We start from the raw sequence: 20,270 nt of genomic DNA on the forward strand, positions 1-20,270 counted from the left end.
CCTTGTTAGCAGCAGTGTAAAAATGCCCCCTTGGTTATGGTTAATATAGCGGTCTTTTTGAACACTATCTGTACCCTATTCTTTTGAACTGGAAAGCTCTTCAGCCAACTGCTCAGCCTGTTCCAATACAGTTTCTGTAGCCAATAAAGCCATATCAGGTGGATAGCCATACTTCTTCAGCAATCTCTTCACGATGACTCTTAACTTTGCTCTAGCAGCTTCCTTGATCGTCCAATCCAAAGTCACATTCTTACGAATAGAATCAGTGAGTACGACTGCAAGTTCTCTCAATATGTCTTTCTGCATCAATTCTCGAGCACTGTCATTGTCTGCTACTGCTGAGTAGAACGCATATTCGTATTCAGTCAGGTTGAGTTCTTCAGCCAGTTTGTCTGACTCCTGAATTGTCTTAGCTAACTTGATCAGTTCATCAATGACTTCTGCTGCAGTAAGTACCTTGTTCTGATAACCCTTAATTGCTGAAATCAACATATCCATGAGCTTCTTACCTTGGGTGACACTGCGTTGCTCTCGTACCTTAATCTCATCACCAAGTAACTTCTTAAGTGTTTCAAGCGCAATGTTCTTATGCTTATAGTCTTTCATCTCCTGCATAAACTCATCAGAGAGAATCGAGATATCTGGTTTCTGAATCCCTGCAGCATCGAAGATATCTACCACTTGCTCTGTGACTAGAGCTTGGTCAATGGTTTGCTTTACCTTGGCTTCAAGCTCAGCATTACTTAAGCCAGAAATCTTGCCTGTACCATCACTAAACTTAGCAAGACGTGCTTTGACTGCTTGGAAGAATGCCACCACTGGTGCAGCTTCCATAGCATGTGGATGAGGTACAGCTAATGCGAATGCCTGTGACATCGCTGTGACTGCTGTCAGGAAGCGAGTCTTCCCTTCTCCTTGATCTACACCAAGGATATGCTCTTCCGCTTCTAAAATGATGTTGAGCTTACGAGAAGTATCTGCAGTGAAGTACTCTTGGTAGTTGAAGCCATGCAAAATGCCATCAAGCACTTCTAGCTTTTCTTGCAGGATCGTTGCAGCTTCATCCTGCACCAATGCAGGATCACCTTTACCACCTGCTTCTGAGTAAAACGATAAGGCTTCTTTCAAGTCAGATGCGATACCAAGATAGTCCACAACCAAGCCACCAGCCTTGTCTTTGTAGACACGGTTGACTCGTGCAATCGCTTGCATGAGGTTGTGACCTTTCATTGGTTTGTCGATGTAAAGGGTGTGCATACTTGGGGCATCGAAACCAGTCAGCCACATATCACGAACAATAACGAGTTTGAGCTTATCATCATTGTCTTTCATACGATCTGCTAAGCGTTGGCGCTGTTGCTTGGTAGTGTGATGTTTAGCAATCACCTCACCATCTGAAGCTGAGGCAGTCATCACAACTTTGATTACACCATCATTCAGATCATCACTGTGCCACTCTGGTTTGATCTTTACAATCTCGTTGTAAAGGTCTACAGCGATCCTGCGAGACATGCTGACGATCATGCCTTTGCCTTGGTTTGCATTGGCTTTAAGACGCTGCTCAAAGTGTTCTACGATGTCCTTTGCAATGGCTTTGATACGTTCTTTACTGCCGATCAAACCTTCGACTCTTGCCCACTTCGCACGTTCTTTTTGAGTTTGGTTTAAGTCATCTTCAGTAAACTGGTCATCAAAGTCTTCAATCAGCTCTTTGCCTTCCTCACTGATGGCAATCTTAGCTAGGCGGCTTTCATAGAAGATACGAACAGTTGCACCATCCTCCACTGCTTGCGAGATGTCATAGATATCTACATAGTTCCCGAAGACTGCAGGTGTGTTTACATCCGTCTTCTCAATTGGTGTTCCTGTGAAACCAAGGTAAGTAGCATTAGGAAGTGCATCACGCATGTACTTGGCAAAACCATAGACAGTACGTTTACCGACAACCTTGCCATCTTCATCTTTGACATCGACTTCCTTGGCATTAAAGCCATACTGAGAACGATGTGCTTCATCTGCAATCACGACAATGTTGGTTCGGTCTGACAGTTGCTCGTAGACGCTAGTGCCATCATCCGGTTGGAACTTTTGGATGGTGGTGAAGATCACGCCACCTGAACCCACCTTGAGTAACTCTTTGAGTTCTTCTCGGCTGTCTGCTTGTCGTGGTGTTTGTCTAAGGAGTTGGCTTGATGCAGCGAATGTACCAAAGAGCTGATCATCTAGATCATTACGATCTGTGATCACAACGACTGTTGGATTATCCAAAGCCAAGACAATCTTGCCTGTGTAGAAAACCATAGACAAAGACTTACCTGAGCCTTGGGTATGCCATACCACACCGGCTTTCTTGTCACCGACTGCTTGTTGCTGTACCAATTCGAGCTTACTTCTACCTTGATGTTGCATGGCAACTTCTGCTGATTTCGAGTCCGAGTTCACTGCAGACGCACGAATAGTCGAGAGGACTGCTGCATTCACTGCATAGTACTGATGATATGCAGCCATCTTCTTGATGGTCTTAATGGTGATTAAGCCATTGGTATCCTCGTGCTTCGTTGATTCATAGACAATGAAGTGTCGAATCATGTCGAGTAGTGTGACTGGATTCAGTAAACCATGAATCAGGACTTCTAGCTGTGCTTGTGTCTTCTTGGCTTTGGTTTGACCATTGTTTGTCTTCCACGCCATGTAGCGACTGTAGTCTGCTGAGACAGTACCTGCTTTCGCCTCTAAACCATCAGAGATGACGTTGAAAGCATTGTAGGTAAACAAGCTAGGGATTTGGCTTTGATAGGTCTGTATTTGCTTGTATGCGCCTTCTACAGTGGCATTCTCGTCTGTTGCATTCTTGAGTTCAATGACCACCAAGGGTAAGCCATTCACATACAAGATAATGTCTGGTCGTCTTGTCCAGCGATCTTCTTTGATGGTTACTTGATTGACGACAAGGAATTCGTTATTGGTTGGATTCTCAAAGTCAATCAACCAAGCATACTCACCTTGAGTGTTACCCTCTTTGCTCACCTCAATGTTAATGCCCTCAGTGAGCAGTCGGTGGAATGCTTGGTTATTACTGAGTAGATCAGGGGATTGAATATTGGTGACTTGCTTTAGTGCTTCAGTACATTTGTCTTGGCTTAAATGAGGATTTAAGCGTTGTAATGCATCAAGCACTTTGTCTTCCAAGATGACCTGCTTATAGCTTCGTAGAGGGTTAGTGCCCTTCGATTCAATCTCAGGTCCATACACATAGGTATAGCCCAATCCCTCTAGTTGCTCTATCGCCATCAGCTCAATGTCTGATTCGGTCATCTTAGTCACTTGATTATTTCCCCCTAAACTTATCCATATAACCTGGACTCATTAATTTTTTATATGATGTAAAGCTAAGAAACCTTATTCATCGTCCTGCACGTTATAGCCATACTTCTGCACAGCATTCTCAATAGCGCCCTCAAACTTATGGCAAACATATAGATAGAGTTCAGCATCTACCATCAGTACTCCAGGAACACCTAAACCATCATTGAGTGGAATCAGAGTCTTTTGTGAACCAATCTGAACTGTTGGTCGTTGGTATGAGCAATTCACAGTGACTTTATGTGGCGATCTATTCCAGTCAATTTTCTTGGCTTCCCACTCACGACTACCGCCCAGCAAGGTGACTTGAATCTTGGATTCAGTCGCTGTCTTATTCAGTTGTTTGTAAGAGACAAACTTGGCGACTGAACAAGGAGAGTGATAACAGGTTTCTATGACTTTACCTTTTTGTATGCCGCTATGATTGAATTTAGCCGGTGCTGCTTGAACGGTTGCAGCAAAGCTAACTACAGCAATCAAGCCAAATCCCATTTGAATCATGCGCTTTATCATTCTGTTTTTCCTCTTTGTTCTCTTTTACTTAATCCATCGGCACAGCGATCTTATTCACTTTCCAACTCAAACCATCACGAACCATTTTGACAGTGACGGCTTTGGAATCATTTGGATGTTGGATCACAACCTCAAAGTCACTGAATGAGGTATAGCGAGTTTTGTACTCTGCTTGATCTTCTTCTTTGGTTTCTGTTGTTGATGCTCCCTGTGATGAATGTGCTGCATCTTTAAGGTCTTTGCCTTGCATCATCATGGTCATCCCTTCAGGTGTGACAAAACCATCAATCATCTTGTCTACCATGGTAGATGCAAGCATGGCACCTAGTGCTGCGAAACCATCATCTTTATGGGTTGCCATCTCTTTCATCATCATGGCATTCATTTGATCTTTGAAGCTCTGACGCACACTTGGATAGTCGATGTACTTGGACACCTTTTCGCTATCACCTACTTGTGCAGCATTCTTGATGTTATTGATGGCAATGTATGGCGAAGCATACAAGTAGCCACAGATCACTACGACTAAGGCAATGATTGCCCCTATAATTTTTTTATTCAATTCAGCCCCCTGAATGTAAAAAAGGTGAAGCCATCAAATGACTTCACCTCAAATGTTATGCAACTTCTTCTGTTTGGTATTGGACTCTGACTTCGCCGCTCATCAGCTTAGGAAGCAAGGTATCTCGTAGTTGTTCAAGTGTTTGGATTTGCTTCTTGTTAGATGAAACCTTTTGCATCGAAGGAGTAATCAACAGCGAATACTCTTCAAGGTAGTCTAAACTTGGAGTCTTAAAAGAGATATTTAACATATCTTCTGGCTTAACCCTTTGATGACTGCCACTGGTTCCCGAAGCACTCATTGCTAATTCATCAATAACATCTCTTGAATTGAATAAGCTATACAAGAACATTAAATGAGATCCTACTTTAGGCTTCAAATTCTGAAACTCTGTTGAACATACATAATTATCTTTGACATCAGTTAATAACCATATACGAGGCACTCTTGGATTCAGCTTTGAGACTAAAATTGAGTTCTCACATACTCTGTACTTATTACTCAGAATTTCCGCACCCAATTCAATAGTAGGCTTTTCTCCTGAATCAAAAGCAGGCAAACTAAAATGATAGTATGTCTTAAGAGGATCTTTTGATGGGTTCACATTGTCTTTGATATGAGTAGCTATATCACTTACTAGTAAATCATCCCAATCCTCTTTCGCTTCCTCAATAAACCATTGACGAAACAGTGTTTCAGCCATGGCTTCCAAAGTCTTGTTCTGACAGTGCAGTAAGTCGATCTTGTCATCTAATGATGAAAGGATTGAGGCTATGGCTTTTTGTTCAGGGAGAGACGGAAAGCATATCTCTTCTTGATGAACATCATTACGGTTAACTCCAGGCACCGCACTTTTGTCACTAAATTTTTCCCAATCCAATGTTTGCAAAAAGTAGTAGATGAACTTTTTGTCATTCCCCTTAAAGTCGTTTACATAAAGAGATGTGTTTAATGGCCAAAATGGTACATCACTGAAAAAAACTGAACCAATGGTTCCATATCGGCCCGTCACAACACCTGATTCATTTACTTTGGCTTCATTATGAAAATCAGCAAAACCTGAAGAAGCAATGATGGGAACACTACCAGAAACACGAGATTGCTTTGGTAAGTCATAACCACGTTTTAGGGTAAAGAAGCTATCTAATCGCCCAACCTGCCACTCACTCATACAACCACCTTTGCTAAGTTCTCAGCAATGGCTTGGTTTAGCTTGGCTTCCTCAGCAAGCTGTGCTTCAAACTCTGCCTTTAAGCTTGTAAAGCGTACCTTGAAGTCGAACTCATCTTCATCATCAGCTAAACCAACATAACGACCTGGCGTCAGTACATAATCAAGCTCAGCGACTTTCTCAAGTGGTACAGATGCACAGAAGCCTGCAACATCCTCATACTCACCACCCTTGTTACGCCAATTGTGGTAAGTGTCTGTGATGAGCTTAATATCTTCATCAGACAAGACTTTGGTTCTGCGGTTAATCAGATGACCTAGGTTACGAGCATCAATGAACAGAATCTCATTGCTACGATCTTGGTATTGGCTTGAGTTAACACGGTCACGACGCATAAACCATAAAGCAGCAGGAATCTGTGTGTTCAGGAACAGCTTGGCAGGTAGGTTCACAATACAGTCGATGACATTGGCTTCTGAAACCAAGGCTTTACGAATCTCACCTTCACCACTGGTCTTAGAGGTTAATGCACCTTTAGCAAGCACAACGCCTGCCTGACCTTTAGGACTCATGTGATACAAGAAGTGTTGCATCCATGCGAAGTTCGCATTGCCTGCAGGTGGTGTACCTAGAGACCAACGAGCATCACCCACTAACTGCTCACCGCTCCAATCAGAGACGTTGAATGGTGGATTAGCAATGATGTAATCCGCTTTCAGGTCTTTGTGTGCATCATTCAGGAATGAACCCTCAGAGTTCCATTTCACATGCTCTGAGTTAATGCCACGAATGGCTAAGTTCATCTTGGCCAAACGCCAAGTTGTCTGGTTACTTTCTTGACCATAGATGGAGATGTCGTCCACTAAACCCTGATGCGATTCTACGAATTTCTCAGACTGTACGAACATACCACCTGAACCACAGCAAGGATCGAATACACGTCCTTTGTATGGCTCTAGCATTTCAACCAATAAGCTCACGATGGATTTAGGCGTGTAGAACTGCCCACCTTGCTTACCTTCAGCTAAAGCGAACTCACCTAGGAAGTACTCGAATACGTGTCCTAAAACGTCGGCAGAGCGATCTTTTGCATCACCTAGGGCAATGTTACCAATGAGGTCTATCAGCTCACCTAGGCTCGTAGGATCGAGATTTTGACGTGCATAGACTTTAGGTAGTACACCTTTGAGCTGAGGGTTCTCATTCTCAATGGCTTCCATTGCATCGTCTACAATCTTACCAATGGTGACTTGCTTTGCTTGGTTTAACAGGTATGACCAACGTGCGATCTCAGGAACGAAGAAGACGTTGTATGCAGTGTATTCATCACGATCTTCAGGATCAGCTCCTGCAAACTCTCCCTCACCTTCAACCAATAGGTTGTAGTGAGCTTCAAATGAGTCAGAGATGTACTTGAGGAAGATCAAACCAAGGACTACATGCTTGTACTCAGCAGCATCAATGTTCTTACGAAGTTTGTCTGCAGCTTTCCAAAGAATGACCTCAATGGGTTCTTGTTTGGTTTGCTTTGGAGTACGTGCCATGGAATTGTCCTGCAATGAATAGGTTATCTAGTTTTAGTTAAACCAATAGTACCCAATAATACGCTCGTGTGTAAGTATTGATACGTCATTTCTTGTCGTACAATTTAAGTATTAAAAAAGTGTAGCAAGTTGCTACACTTTTCAGACTAATCACAAACCCCACTTTAGCGATCGTTAAAGTGGGGGTATTTTCTAAACTTCTATCGCTTATTCATAGTGATTTATTTTTAAGCGTATTGATGGCTAAAAAATACAATAAAAATTAACTTCGATAAGTGCAAGGCGATTTTCTTCAAGTTTTGTGCTGTAACTGACAGTAAACATTGCTGCGTTACTTGCATAACAGAGACCCTGTAATTATTTTGCAACGGCAAAATTCGTTCAACAGTCTCCTTATCGGGACAATATAGATGCGCGACACGTTCATGAATGATATTGAGATCAATCGCTTTGTCTATTTTACGTATAAGATAATTTTTAGGAATAAACTCTTCTAGCGTAACCATATCAATTTCAGTTTGGGTGGTATAATTTTTCGCATGTGATAATTATAAAAAATTCTCACGTAAGTGTGAGAGTTTTATGAGCAAACTGAAAAGTGTAGCAAGTTGCTACACTTTTTCACTTTTCTGAATAAGCTGTTTTAAAAAATCTTCTAGTTGTAAAAGACTAGCTTCATCAATTTCTGAAATTTTAAGAGAGATATTGAGCTGTTTTTGATTCAGTTTGATATTTCCAGCAACCTTACCATCATATTCGATTTTTCTTACCACTGATGTCGTGGTTACTTTTTCTGGATCTTGACTCAATAGTTTTTCAGCATAAGAAGTAACTTTGCTTTGCTCCAGTTTTTTTTCTTTTAATTTCTCCCAAGCACCGAGTAAAGCTGTTTCCGCCTCCGAAAGTTGCTCTATATGATCCGATAAAAATTTCTTGAACGCTGTTGCAGCAGTACGACCGACTAGACCTGGCTCCAAATCCAGGTCATTCAACATTGCTTTAGGCAGCTTTTCATACGATAGATATTTGTACATATCTTCGCGATTTAAACCCAATGAATTAGCTAAACGTTGCTTGTTCTTCTTCAACTTTTCATCAAGTGAGTTCAAACCAATAAAAATTTCATAATCTGTCAGATCTTGACGCTTTAAATTTTCAGCTAGGGTTAACAAAGATGCTTCTTCATCATTAGCATCAATGATAATGGCTTCAATCACCGACTTGCCGAGTAATTGATGCGCCCGTAAGCGTCGCTCGCCTGCAATCAGTTCATATTTCAGATTATCAAGTTTACGCACTGTAATGGGCTGCAAAAGGCCGATTTCATTAATAGAATCCGCCAGTTCTTTTAATTGAGAATCTTCAAATACTTTACGCGGTTGGTTGGGACTGCGACTGATATCCTCAATAGGAACATTACGTCTAAATTCTTTTAGCTCTTTAATATTGTCTTTCTGTGCTTGCTGATGTTTTTCTGTATTTTGTTTCAATTTTTGAGCTAAAAGCTCTTTAGTGCTTGCCATAATACTCTCAGGTTTAAACTTTCGCTACAATTTCATAAGCAAGGCTTTCAAAAGCCTTACGTACTTTTGAATTTTTTTCTACTTTCAAAAGTGGCTGTTGCAGAATTGCTGCTTGATTAACTTTAGTACTTTGAGGAATGGTAGTTTGTAAAATTTTTCCAACCTGTTTTAAAGCTTCATCCCGAATCAATTTACAAACATTCTGACGTTCATCATGTTTAATCAGTAAAGCGCCTAAAAGCTCTAAATCTGGATTAATACGTTTTATCTTTTCAAGATGGTTTAAAAGATCTGTTACCCCATACAGTCCATATTGTGATCCAGATTCGATAGGGATAATGACATGTGTTGATGATGCTAAGGCATTACTGGTTAATAGTTTAAGACTAGGTGGGCAATCAATTAATATGAAGTCGTAAAGATCTTTTAACAGTTCTAGCTTGATGCTTAATTCTTCTGAAGGACGAGGAGCTTCTTCTTTAAGCTGGTCTTCAGTTTTTCCTAAATTTAATGAGCCATAAATTAATGATACTTTTTCAAAGTTTGTTTCTTCTTGTAATGCATCAGCTAATAATGAAATATCACCAACGAGTAATTCTGCTGAAGTAACAACAATTTCGCTTGGATGTTGGATCCCAATGTGTAAACTTGCGTTTGCTTGAGGATCTAAATCAATGACTAAAACTTTATTGCCAAGATTTGCAAGTTCAGAGGCTAGATGTACAACGGTCGTTGTTTTGCCACATCCACCTTTGTGGTTAGCAACCGTAATAATTTTTGCAGACATACGTGTCAGATGCTTCCGTATTTGAATGTTTAACAATATAAATAACTTTCACTCATCATACTATAGTTTTTAAATTTATAAATCTTATTTATTTAGGTGTAAAACAACTTAAAAAACTAATTTTTAAATAAGCTAGCTTAATTAATAATTAGTATAATTATTTATTTAGCTAATTAATAATTAAGACTGTTTTTTTGCTATATAAAACAAATGCTTATAAGTTTAAAAGTGGAGGGCTTGTCACCGTAAAGTGGAAGGTTTGTCACTCAAAGGTGGAAGGTCTGTCACTCAAAGGTGGAAGGTCTGTCACTCAAAGGTGGGAGGTCTGTCACCGTAAAGTGGAAAGTTTGTCACAAGAGTGGAAGGTTTGTCACTACTATTTTTAAAAAGGTTATATTTTTTAAAAAACTCTTGCAAAAATAAATACTTAATTTGTTGATAAAGTTGGCTAAACAATCTTTAAGGGTGGAAGGTTTGTCACTATGTGTTAGCACCCTGTGGATAAATTTTTTTTATTGGATATTTCCTGATGATTATCTATTCATTTATACCTTTCAAATCTAATGAAAGGTGGAAGCCTTGTCACATCTAGGTTTCTATCTGACATAGCATACCTAAATTTGGAAGAAATAAGTGAAAATGGGTATTTTGAACTGTTAGTTTAGAGCTAAAGGTGGAAGGTCTGTCACTATATGGTGGAAATAATATATTTCATTCCACTTTAAGGACAATAAATCGTCAAAAATGCATATTTCTGATGACAAGCCTTCCACTCTTAGATTCTTGTGGTGAAAGTCTTGAAAGTTTTTCCACTTTTGTATATAAAAATAGAATTAAATATATAAATATCACGGTTATGACAGAATCAGAATCATTGCAAGAAGAATTGAATCATATTCCTTACTGTATAGGCAATATTCGTCATAATGGCGTTGTTAGCACTAGTAACCGCTTAATTCGCCCAATTGAGTTATCAGCCAATGAATATAAGGCGCTCCTATATGCAATGGCTGTTGCAAATTATAGTGAGAAAAATAGGGTAAATGGTGAAATCACAGAACAAACCTATATTTATCTGTATAAGGATGATTTGGCAGATTTACTAGGATTGAATAAACGCAATTCGATTAATGTTGCAATAGACCGGATTTATAAAGAACTTTCATCTAGGGTGGCTCATTTTATTATTGAGGAACCTACTGATGATGGTAAGAGAAAGACTAAAAAAGTACATTCTGTCGTTCCTATTATCCGTGAGTTAAGATGGGAAGATGATTCTAAAAATGCCATTCAGATTCGTTTTACCAGTGAGGTGTTACCGTATTTCACGCAGTTGGCTGGGGGGAATTTCACCACCTATCAATTGAAACATCTGTTTGCCTTGGATTCTGTTGCTAGTATGAGTCTTTATACGTATTTCATTAAAAATGAATTCAAGTACGCAAGCCAAAAGAGTTATGAAGTCCCAATGCTTTTAGAAAACTTGAAAGCTCTGATTGATATTAATGAAACTAAATATGATCGCTGGGTAGATTTTAGACGCTATGTATTAGATAAAATAGTTGCAGAAATTAACGAAAATACAGATCTACAACTAGAGTATGAAACCATAAAAAAAGGGCGCCCAATTGTGGGGGTGAATTTTAAACTGCATCAGCGTATTACTGATAAAACACTAAATGAAACTGCTGTAATTGAAAAAATTTATCTTGATGTTCCATTTGAAGAGAATGCATTAGTAAAAGAATTGGGGGCAAAATTCGATACGAATGTACGTTCCTGGTACATTTTTAATAATGATGAAAAGTATTCGCAGTTCAAGAAGTGGTTTAAAAAAATTGGTTGTCTCACTGACTCTCAAGCAAATATTGTTATTAATGACACTTTATTCCAAATGGATTTTGCTGAAGTTGGTATGAGCTTGAATGACTTTAAACGTAATATGAAGCATAAACTAAAAAATAATCCGGAATTTGTACAAAGTATTCGTGATAGGCTGAATGATATTTTTGGTAAAGAGCTTGTCTAAGGAAAAATGTAGCAACTTGCTACACATTTTTTAATGTATCACTGAAGAATTCAAGTACTAAGAAAATTGGATACAAAATATCTGTGTGTATAGCTGAATGAAAAATAGTTAAAAGAATAGATATTATTTTTAGATTTTACACTTTTGTTGTTCCTCATATATTTTTGCAGAAAAAAGTTTTTCAGTGCTCAAAAAATGGTGTGGTTAAGATAGGGAGATCAACCAAGTTTTAAGTATATAGAGTAATTTAGATAAAAAATTACTAAATATTTTTATAGCCTTTGTATAAAGCAGCGGATCATGAAAACTATTAAAATAGCCTAAGCTTATTAGCTTTGTTGTAAAAATTTACTCTGAGATGCTTCTTAAGCTAGATATTTGATGCTGTTGCGTCTAGCCACAAATGATAAGCTAAAGACCGTTTTAGCTAAAGATGATGACGATCAACTTGGCGATACCATTGATTTGTAAGTGTCCTCTAAACTCTATGCCAATCTTTTAATTTGGATCACTTTGTATGTCGGCAACTTTTGCAGTACACCATTTAAATAGGCATACAGATCTAGACCATTCAACTTTGCTGACTGGATCAATGTCATGATGTTAGCAACTCGCTGACCACTGCGCAGTGATCCAACATACAACCAGTTCTTACGACTTAAAGCCCAAGGGTGCATTTGGTTCTCCACCAAATCATTGTAAATAGATAGATTACCATCATCTGAATAGCGGCTTAAGGCTTGCCAGCGCTTTAGAGTGTAATTGATTGCCTTAGCGGTGGTAGAGCTTGATGGCACCATCAGATGATGTTGGTTGAGCAATTCATATAGTTGTTGCATCACTGGTTGACTATGCCGTTGCCGGTATTCGCAGCGTTGTTGCGCTGTACCGTCGGTCTTGTGCCTTAACTCTGCTTCTATCGCATACAATTTCTGAATCAGCACCAGTGCCTGTTCAGCAATCTGACTTTTCCCAGTGATATGCAGTTCATGGAATTTACGACATGCATGTGCCATGCAACCTACTTCAATGATCTGACCTGATTTGAAATGTGCTTTATAACCACTGTAATCATCACAGACCAGATGTCCCTGCCAGCCATTCAGGAATTCTTCTGCATGCAGACCTGAACGGTTTCTTGAAAGTCATAGATCACCCCCTTGCTGCAGCACCACCTGTTTTAAGGCATTGACCAGAGGTTCAAGTGTCTACACCACAGCGACCAATCCAATCTGACAGGGTGGATCTAGATAGATCTACACCTGCGCGCAGAAAGATCTGTCGCTGACGATACAGCGGTAAGTGATCAGCATATTTGGATACCAGCACATGGCTAAGTAACTCAAGTGTCGCAATACATTTATCGATCACATAGGCAGGCATCGTTTGCTGAGTCAGGGTGTCACATTGATCACAAACCCATTTACCACGCACATGCTGTTCTTTATAGAACTGCGCTGGTCTGAAATTCAATTTTTCACTGATATTCGCCGATACGACGCAGTGTGCACCCACAGATGTATTGCGTTGATGCAGATTCATGCTCAATACGTACGGTTGCTAAATGATCTGGGAGTAGTCGACGTTTATGTTTATTTATCCAATGAGCCGTAAAACACCCTCATTTATGGAGGTGATATAAGGCTCGATTTTTAATTCTAATGAGGTGATTGTTGTTGCTCGATGTATTGTTTAATAATTTCTAATGGCGCACCACCGCAACTTGAAGCAAAGTAACTTGGCGACCATAAAGAATCACCCCAAAGTTTGTTTTTAATTTCAGGAAAGTCTTTTCTAAGGTGGCGACTAGATAGACCTTTTAAGCTATTCACTAAATTTGAAATAGCAACTTTTGGTGGGTAATTAATTAATAAATGAACATGATCATCCTCCCCATTAAATTCAATCAATACAGCATCAAAATCCAAAGCCCGATATTGGCAATAGTCACCAACATAATATACATTAAATTGTATAAATTGCTGTGTATATAAGTACAATGAAATAAACAACTTACGTTTTCAAATATTTTTTATTGGAATTAATTTTTATTAAGATCGTTTAATTGTGGTCACATAAGTTTTTAAAAATTTACCAAATTATCACCAACATAATTTTGTGATGATTAATTAGGTAAACCGAATGGTAAAAAATCAGGTTGATGGAATTATATATGGCCAGCCTAGGCTTTTATCAGCATTAATTAACTGTATAACCCCCAAAAAAAATTAAAACAGACACTCACCATTAAAACTTAGGTGTAGCACGAGAGTTAAGCAGTATCCGTTACGATGATTTATTGAAGTCATTTTATTTCTAACTGCAATTGAGCAGGCCTACCAATGCAAGCCAGATGTAAACAAAATTTAAAAGCCGGTAGTGCTTTGCCTTGTTTTAAGGAATATAGCTGTAAGCGTGCATTATTTTCTTTTGTTGTTGGGTAACCTTCTAGTTTCTGATTTGCCTTGGCAAGTTTGAGTAGATTCGGCGTAATTTCTTTGTTTAAAAAATTAACCATATCTATTCCAAGTAAATGCCACATGTTGGCAGGAAACAGATCTTTGGCCGCATAGTAGAATTTTTCCAGATTCTGAATATTTTTCCGCGTTGAATGTAAACCTGTATGTGAAGCAGTTACGTGATTAATAAAGAATTCTAAGACATACCTAATATTTTCAGGTGACTTTTGATAGCAGGCTTGTAGATAGTTAAAAAAATGTGTGACCAATAAAAGGTCCTCATTAGTATCAATCATTGACGGTTTGATGTATTGCAGTTCGGTTATATGAAAAAGTCTTGGATTGTTTTTTCTAGATTTAAGTTGTTTGAGTTGGATTGCATTGTCATACCAATACTTGATGAGCTCATGAGATAGGCAAAGTTCTTGTGCTACGCGCTCCGTATCATATTTGTATAACTCTAATAAGCAGAGTGCCTTATAAAATAGATCAAGATCGATTTTAGATTCTGGAGTCGCGACAAAATAGTCAAAAATACAATGTTCTTGCGTTTGATTTACCTCTAATTCTGCATGTAGTGTGTGAGCATTGCTCGCTATCCATTTTTCTTGATTGTTTAGAAGGAGTTTACAGAGCGTTGTAGCATGCATTTCAAAATTGAATTCAGACTGATCATTGAGCGATTTTAGAAAATGTAACTCTTGTGTTGAATTGCTTATCCCCAGCATTTTCTTAACCAAACCATTGCTTAGTAATGGGCGATATTTGGAAAATTGATAACCTGCAATAAAGTAAGCTACATGAATATAACTTTTAAAGGTCTCGATGGGTTCGAGATGCCCCAAAAGATGTGCGATGATAATCCAATGATTTTGATCAATTGAATTACGTAATAACTCAGCCCTGAGCTGATTATATTCAACTTCCGTATAGTCTGTGAGGCTATCAGACAAAAAATGATAATCACATTTAAAAATTAATGCTAAATGATTTGCTGCAGAATGTCTAAATGAATGAAATGTATAGTGATGTTGCTTGAATAACTGATCCATAAAATTTTTAAAGGGTGCAGTCAGCATGTGCTGGCTGAGTTTCTTATTCTCATTGAACTGACTGAATAAATAATCATTCGGTTTTTTTGTTAACCGCTGTTTGACAACATATTGATGAAATTGTTGATACTCAGATGCTTTGAGTAAGCAATACACGGGCACGCTACGTTGCGCGCTGTCAGTCTTTAATCTGTGTTCATTGCCTATTTTTTCTGACCCATATGGCTTGACCAATAATGATATTCTGTTTAATCCTTCAGTATCTTTGATACGTAAACCAATCATTTCATTAATTCGCATCCCAGTTCTGTAAGCAAGCGTATAAATAAGACTAAGATTTTCATAGTCATGTTGAGAGATGATATTTTGTAGATGTGCTTGTTGAAGTTTTTTGATTAACAGTTGAAATGTGACTGGGCTGATAATACGTGTGCGTGGTCTGGTTTGTTGATCCAGCGTCTCTAAAGTGAATGCTGGGGCATCGAATAGTTGTTCTTGAAATTGATGAAAACGTTTGAGTGTTTTTACAATTTGAGCAGCCGATTTTTTAACAGTATCTTCGAGCAGACTTTCAGCAATACAGTTATTTTGATAAATCTGTGCATATATTTTTTGCAGGCGTGTTTCTTCATCGTCCTCAGAAAATTGATATTGTAAAGAATAGATTAGCCAAGGCTCACCAATTCGAGTGTAGTATGTGTAAATTGAGCTTTTGGCTAACTGGCTATTGTTGGAAATGATTTTAGCAAAAATTGTAGCGCAAAAATCAAATCTCTGAGCTAGCAGATCTATATCTTCTTGAGGTGGTTTAAAGAGACTAATTAACCACAGGGTGATTCGTTTACTGTATTCATTAAAGAGTTTTGCATTCTCCATACAATAATCGATCATGAGTTGATAGATTGGGGCATCTGTTTGGCGAAGACGAATAATTTTTAATAAGTCTTTATGAATTTTTAGTACATCTTTTAGTGCATCTTGCTCATGATGCAAATAAACAGTTTGTGGAGGTAAATTCTTAGACTGATGAATGACTTCAGTAGTGAGCTCATGCTTATATTTAAATTTTGGTTGCACAAAACGCTCAAACTCTTGTTCGGGTAAACCACAACTGAGTAAATTCCCGATGAGGCATTCAGAGAGCGCCGGATCTATATCTACGTTGGGAAGCTGTAACCAGTTGTAGCGAGCATGCTGAAGTAAATGCGATAAGCTATTTTTTTTAAACTTTTTCTTTATTTTTCGAAAGATATACTCAAGATAGCCCTCTACGGGAAGATGAACATGTCGAATATCTCTCAGATTAAAATGTATTAGCCACAGACGTGTGACGGGGTCTGGAATAAAATTTCTAGATTTTCGAACAGTATATTCATCAATAAAAATATCGCCATAATGATTAGAATGGGATTCTAAAAAAAGAATATTAAGGTCTTTATAATGGCGTACTTTTACTGGATTTCTGAGGTGTTCAAGCAAGGCATTAAGTTCAGCTTTTTCATTTAAGCCACCAAATAGAATGGCAGACAATATAATATTGCCCACGATTTCCTCATTTGAGAATGAGTCACAGCTTTCAGCCAATTCCCAATAATTATAAAGCTGTTGTACGAGGTCATTTATTTCATGACCATCGGCATTCCAGCTCATGGTCACGATAGGCTTATCTCTTTTAATATCTAAAACAGCATGAGGCAGCTCTAAATCCAAGCGATGCTGAGCATTTAACTCTTTGATGTAATCTTCAAAAAAATCATATGCAAACTTGATCCACTTTTTACTCGTAGAGTTTTTCTTGATGTGGCTATAAACCTCGCCGTAATCACCTAGCAAATGTGGATTCTGATCAAACTGCTGTTCTGAAAAATATTTGCGGAGTGAAGCATGAACTTCATTTTGAATTTTTTGTTCATTTAATTGTCGAGTAAGTTCTCGTTTCTTTTCGGCAAACAGTTGATCTGCTTTTTTAAGCGATGAGGACATTTAAATTCACTCCAATAATTTCAAAATATTCCTGCATTTCATTTAAATGTGTTGCGAGCGCGCGATATTGGTTCAGAGACAAACTAGAAAATGGATGTGCGGCTTCCTGTTGGAAGGCTTCATGTCCAAAAAGTGCAAGTATTAAAGGCTCGGGGATTTGTTTGTTGGTGAGAAAGGCACGTGTTGTATGGCGGTGCCAGTTGGGATGTGCTAACCCAACTTCAGGATGAAAGTCACGCACATTGGAAGGTGTAAGCGGAGTGAGTGTGCCATTTTGTAAAAGATTTAACAGAGGCTGTTCATTATTAAATATGGCATCAATTTGGGCTGAGATTTCGCGGTTAATCGCCATGTAATGTTGTTGGATATGTTCGAGGAAACGAAGATATTTCTTTAATTCACCGATGAGAAATGCACAAAGTGGAATCAAGCGTCCAAAGCCACGTCTACCACCGACCTCTTTGTCAGACAGCATAATTGTCTGTTGCTGAAAACTTATATTATTCAAAAAACCTGGAAAGTCCCGAACAGGTCGTGCAGCGGTAAACAAAAGTAGGATATGCCACATCCAAATGCTATAAGCATTAAAACTTTCTACCCAGTCGTTATCTGAAGTCGTATAAATTTTGGTGTAAAGATAGAAAAGGATGTCCTTTATGACATTTTTACTTGGTGCTTTTTGGCTACCAAAGCAGATGGACTGATCACTATAGACAATATCACCGTAGTCATTTTCAGCGAGCTGTGTACATAGTTCAGATAAAACTTTGACATAATTTTTTTGTAATTTATTTACATTGTAATGGCAGTAAGAGCTTGAAGAAGAGTGACTTGCATCTACACCAGTGATGATGTCAGCAAGTTGCCTATTGCCTGTTTTTTGCAAAATAACATGATGCAGTAATGAGCTAGTTTTTGATAAGTTCAGCTGAGGAATTTTGACTTCATCTTTTATTATTCTAATTTTTTTCTTTAGCTCATCTTCAGTGATGATTGGTTCTGCTTTGATACGATCAATAAAGTGATTTGGGATAGGGATATCTAAATGAACGGTGTTATTGATCAGTGACTCCGGATATTCAAACGTTGCATCTTCAAAAATGCTGAATTTGGTTGAGAGATAGTATTGGTCACTTTGCAATTTAATGACTTGGCGATGATTTAATCTTTTTACACGCCTTTTTTGAAAATTTAACCAGTCTTTAAAGCCAACGCCTGTGATTAAGCAAAGTAATACAACGAGCACGCTTTTATCATTATGTTTTTTATCATCATGATACAGGTATGTAATTAGGTCAGAAATAGTATAAACACTTGGGAGTAAACAACTTGCAGTGAGCAAATGATCTTGTCGTTGCATATGTTTTGGAATTAACGAAAGTGCCATACGTTGGGCATTTTTAGAATGTCTGGCAAGTGGTGTAATCTGATCTGCTTGAACAATAACAGAGGGGTCTTCTTGCTCGTCAAGGGCTTGCTCATTAGCTAAACCTCTATTACTTTTTTTAGTCTCAATGATTTCGTTAATAGTTCCATCGGTATCCCATGTACGATATTGCAGTTTACTATCTACACTTGATTTGGCAATTTTTGGACGGCTTTTTAGTACATAATTGAATGCAATACGTAATTCATCACAGAAATTTTTCTGAAAATCATTTAGTTCTTGATCTGCTTCAGGTTGAAGAGCAGACTCTACAAATTGCTCTAATGATAGAAATAAAGCAGGGAATTTAAGAGTTAAGAATGCTTGATAATCTAATGCGTGAGCATCTTTTTTTTTTGCAAAAAAAGACTTGTTTGCAACGCGGAAACGCTGAAATAAGCGCTTAATCGTATTGAGATGCTCTGTATGTTGTTTTTCAAATAAATCTGGTTTGATCTGCGGCAATGCTAATAAATATAGTGCTGCTTTAAGGACGAGCACATTCCAGGTGAGTAGTTCCGTGTGCGCATGATAAATGCTGGCAATACTGTTGATGTAATACGTGATTGGGGAATCACCAATTTTAGATTTTCTAGACGCTTGGAGAGTAGCGGGAATGCGAGGTGGTGAACTTGTAGAAATATCAGATTCAATCTCACTGAGAACAAGCCCCTTAAGATAATCTGAGCAGTCATGGTAAACCAATAGATCTGCGATAAAGTTAATATGTGCATGAAGACACAAATCCTCTGCATTAAAAAGCTTTTTTAATAAGTCTGATAATAAAATTTTGGGTTGAGGAAGGGGCTTAGTTTCACTTTCGTGCATATGAACAATTCCAAAAATCTGTTGGATTTGGTGAAAAATCATTTTGATTTAAATAATGATCGACGACTTTTGATTGCTTGCTGACTTCGTCAAGTAGATGCTGGCGACGTGCATGGATTTTTCTGTTTCTATTGTGGAGTTGTGTATGGCTAAAATTGAGTAACTTACCAAGCCCCTCAAGACTGAGCGTTTTATGTGCTTTGAATGAATGTAAGCGATTAAAGTCGAGTAAAACTTCAGTCGAAATATATCGGTTGATCGCTTGCTGAAGATGCTGCGGATTTAAATTGTGTATATCAAAAGTATTTGCTTGCAAAAAACTTAAGAATTCAAAGCTTGCATAGTGTTTGAGTTGTTGTTGTAAGTTGGCATCAGGTGGGAACGTATATACATGTAATTCCTGAGGTGAAGGCGGAAGCTTCATGTGATGCAGGTACAAATCAAAATTATCAGCGATCCAGAAATTGGATATTCCTGCTATAGACCAAACATTGAGTTTGTTTGATGCTAAACGAAAATGAGAAGTTAATCGTAGAGCTCGAAAGGCCATGTGATAGCAGTGATGAATGCCAGCAAAATCTGGATGAGTGTTTAATGCGAGTTTAGAAAGATCTCGCTTGAAGATAATTTTGGGGTTATCAAAATTAAATGAACATTCAGAAGTTACTTGTTTACGCGTTCCACGGCACATATTTAGATTATTAAAATATAACTATGATACATTTCTACTATTTAACTGTTTACTTTTCAAGTAATCTAACGGTATTTATTGTGTAAGTGTAGAAAAGTAGACACAATTTATAGTTTTGGTGTGCATAATTTAATTTGGTTCTATTTTTATTAGTAATATTTTTAAGCTATTACCGAGGTTGGGATTGATTGATTGTATGGCTGTGATTCCTGCTACAAAGTAGTAAAAGTTAGATCATAAAAATTTACCCCAACCTTGGCAAGGTCACCGAGATTTATTCCATTAAATGACCTTAATTATAAGTATATGATTTGATTACTGGTATATAGTTTTTGGTGG

The 20,270-nt window shown here is 38.1% G+C and carries 12 protein-coding genes and 1 pseudogene; 1 reads left to right on the top strand and 12 read right to left on the bottom strand.

Going from position 1 to position 20,270, the window contains the following annotated elements:
- Positions 1-75: 75 nt before the first annotated feature.
- The 7 genes from FTU58_RS10160 to FTU58_RS10195 form a co-directional block, all read right to left on the bottom strand.
- Positions 76-3,315 (bottom strand): type I restriction endonuclease subunit R, encoded by a 3,240-nt coding sequence (locus FTU58_RS10160; RefSeq protein ID WP_154320137.1) that lies wholly within the window; start codon positions 3,313-3,315, stop codon positions 76-78.
- Positions 3,316-3,399: 84 nt separating this feature from the next.
- Entirely contained in the window at positions 3,400-3,876 is a 477-nt protein-coding gene (locus FTU58_RS10165) for a hypothetical protein (RefSeq protein WP_070153126.1), read from the bottom strand.
- 28 nt (positions 3,877-3,904) lie between these two features.
- On the bottom strand, positions 3,905-4,438 hold the full coding sequence (locus FTU58_RS10170; protein WP_167846516.1) for a DUF2939 domain-containing protein: 534 nt from the start codon (positions 4,436-4,438) through the stop codon (positions 3,905-3,907).
- A gap of 55 nt (positions 4,439-4,493) precedes the next feature.
- Positions 4,494-5,609: a restriction endonuclease subunit S gene (locus tag FTU58_RS10175; RefSeq protein WP_104915058.1), complete on the bottom strand. Its 1,116-nt coding sequence runs from the start codon at positions 5,607-5,609 to the stop codon at positions 4,494-4,496.
- Positions 5,606-7,153, bottom strand: coding sequence for a class I SAM-dependent DNA methyltransferase (locus FTU58_RS10180; protein ID WP_154320136.1), 1,548 nt, complete (start codon positions 7,151-7,153; stop codon positions 5,606-5,608). Before FTU58_RS10180 ends, FTU58_RS10175 begins: the two co-directional genes overlap by 4 nt.
- A 611-nt stretch (positions 7,154-7,764) precedes the next feature.
- Complete coding sequence (locus FTU58_RS10190) at positions 7,765-8,676, bottom strand: ParB/RepB/Spo0J family partition protein (RefSeq protein WP_070153141.1); 912 nt, start codon at positions 8,674-8,676, stop codon at positions 7,765-7,767.
- A 13-nt stretch (positions 8,677-8,689) separates the two neighbouring features.
- On the bottom strand, positions 8,690-9,463 hold the full coding sequence (locus FTU58_RS10195) for a ParA family protein (protein WP_094069344.1): 774 nt from the start codon (positions 9,461-9,463) through the stop codon (positions 8,690-8,692).
- A gap of 856 nt (positions 9,464-10,319) precedes the next feature.
- Here FTU58_RS10195 and FTU58_RS10200 point away from each other — a divergent pair.
- Positions 10,320-11,492: a replication initiation protein gene (locus tag FTU58_RS10200; RefSeq protein ID WP_094069347.1), complete on the top strand. Its 1,173-nt coding sequence runs from the start codon at positions 10,320-10,322 to the stop codon at positions 11,490-11,492.
- A gap of 485 nt (positions 11,493-11,977) precedes the next feature.
- Here the strand turns inward: FTU58_RS10200 and FTU58_RS10205 are convergent.
- The 5 genes and pseudogenes from FTU58_RS10205 to FTU58_RS10225 all read right to left on the bottom strand — a co-directional run.
- Positions 11,978-13,089: pseudogene (locus tag FTU58_RS10205) on the bottom strand (IS66 family transposase); the annotation flags it as partial.
- Positions 13,090-13,150: 61 nt separating this feature from the next.
- Positions 13,151-13,468, bottom strand: coding sequence for an IS200/IS605 family transposase (tnpA, locus tag FTU58_RS10210; RefSeq protein ID WP_257229519.1), 318 nt, complete (start codon positions 13,466-13,468; stop codon positions 13,151-13,153).
- A 329-nt stretch (positions 13,469-13,797) separates the two neighbouring features.
- Positions 13,798-16,986: a tyrosine-type recombinase/integrase gene (locus FTU58_RS10215; protein WP_154320135.1), complete on the bottom strand. Its 3,189-nt coding sequence runs from the start codon at positions 16,984-16,986 to the stop codon at positions 13,798-13,800.
- Entirely contained in the window at positions 16,970-19,240 is a 2,271-nt protein-coding gene (locus tag FTU58_RS10220; RefSeq protein ID WP_070153152.1) for a hypothetical protein, read from the bottom strand. The genes FTU58_RS10215 and FTU58_RS10220 overlap by 17 nt, the downstream gene beginning before the upstream one ends.
- Complete coding sequence (locus FTU58_RS10225; RefSeq protein WP_094069346.1) at positions 19,227-19,931, bottom strand: hypothetical protein; 705 nt, start codon at positions 19,929-19,931, stop codon at positions 19,227-19,229. Before FTU58_RS10225 ends, FTU58_RS10220 begins: the two co-directional genes overlap by 14 nt.
- Between the last annotated feature and the right edge of the window lie 339 nt (positions 19,932-20,270).

The sequence above is a fragment of the Acinetobacter sp. YH12120 genome, assembly GCF_013418795.1.
GTDB classification, from domain to species: Bacteria; Pseudomonadota; Gammaproteobacteria; order Pseudomonadales; family Moraxellaceae; genus Acinetobacter; species Acinetobacter towneri.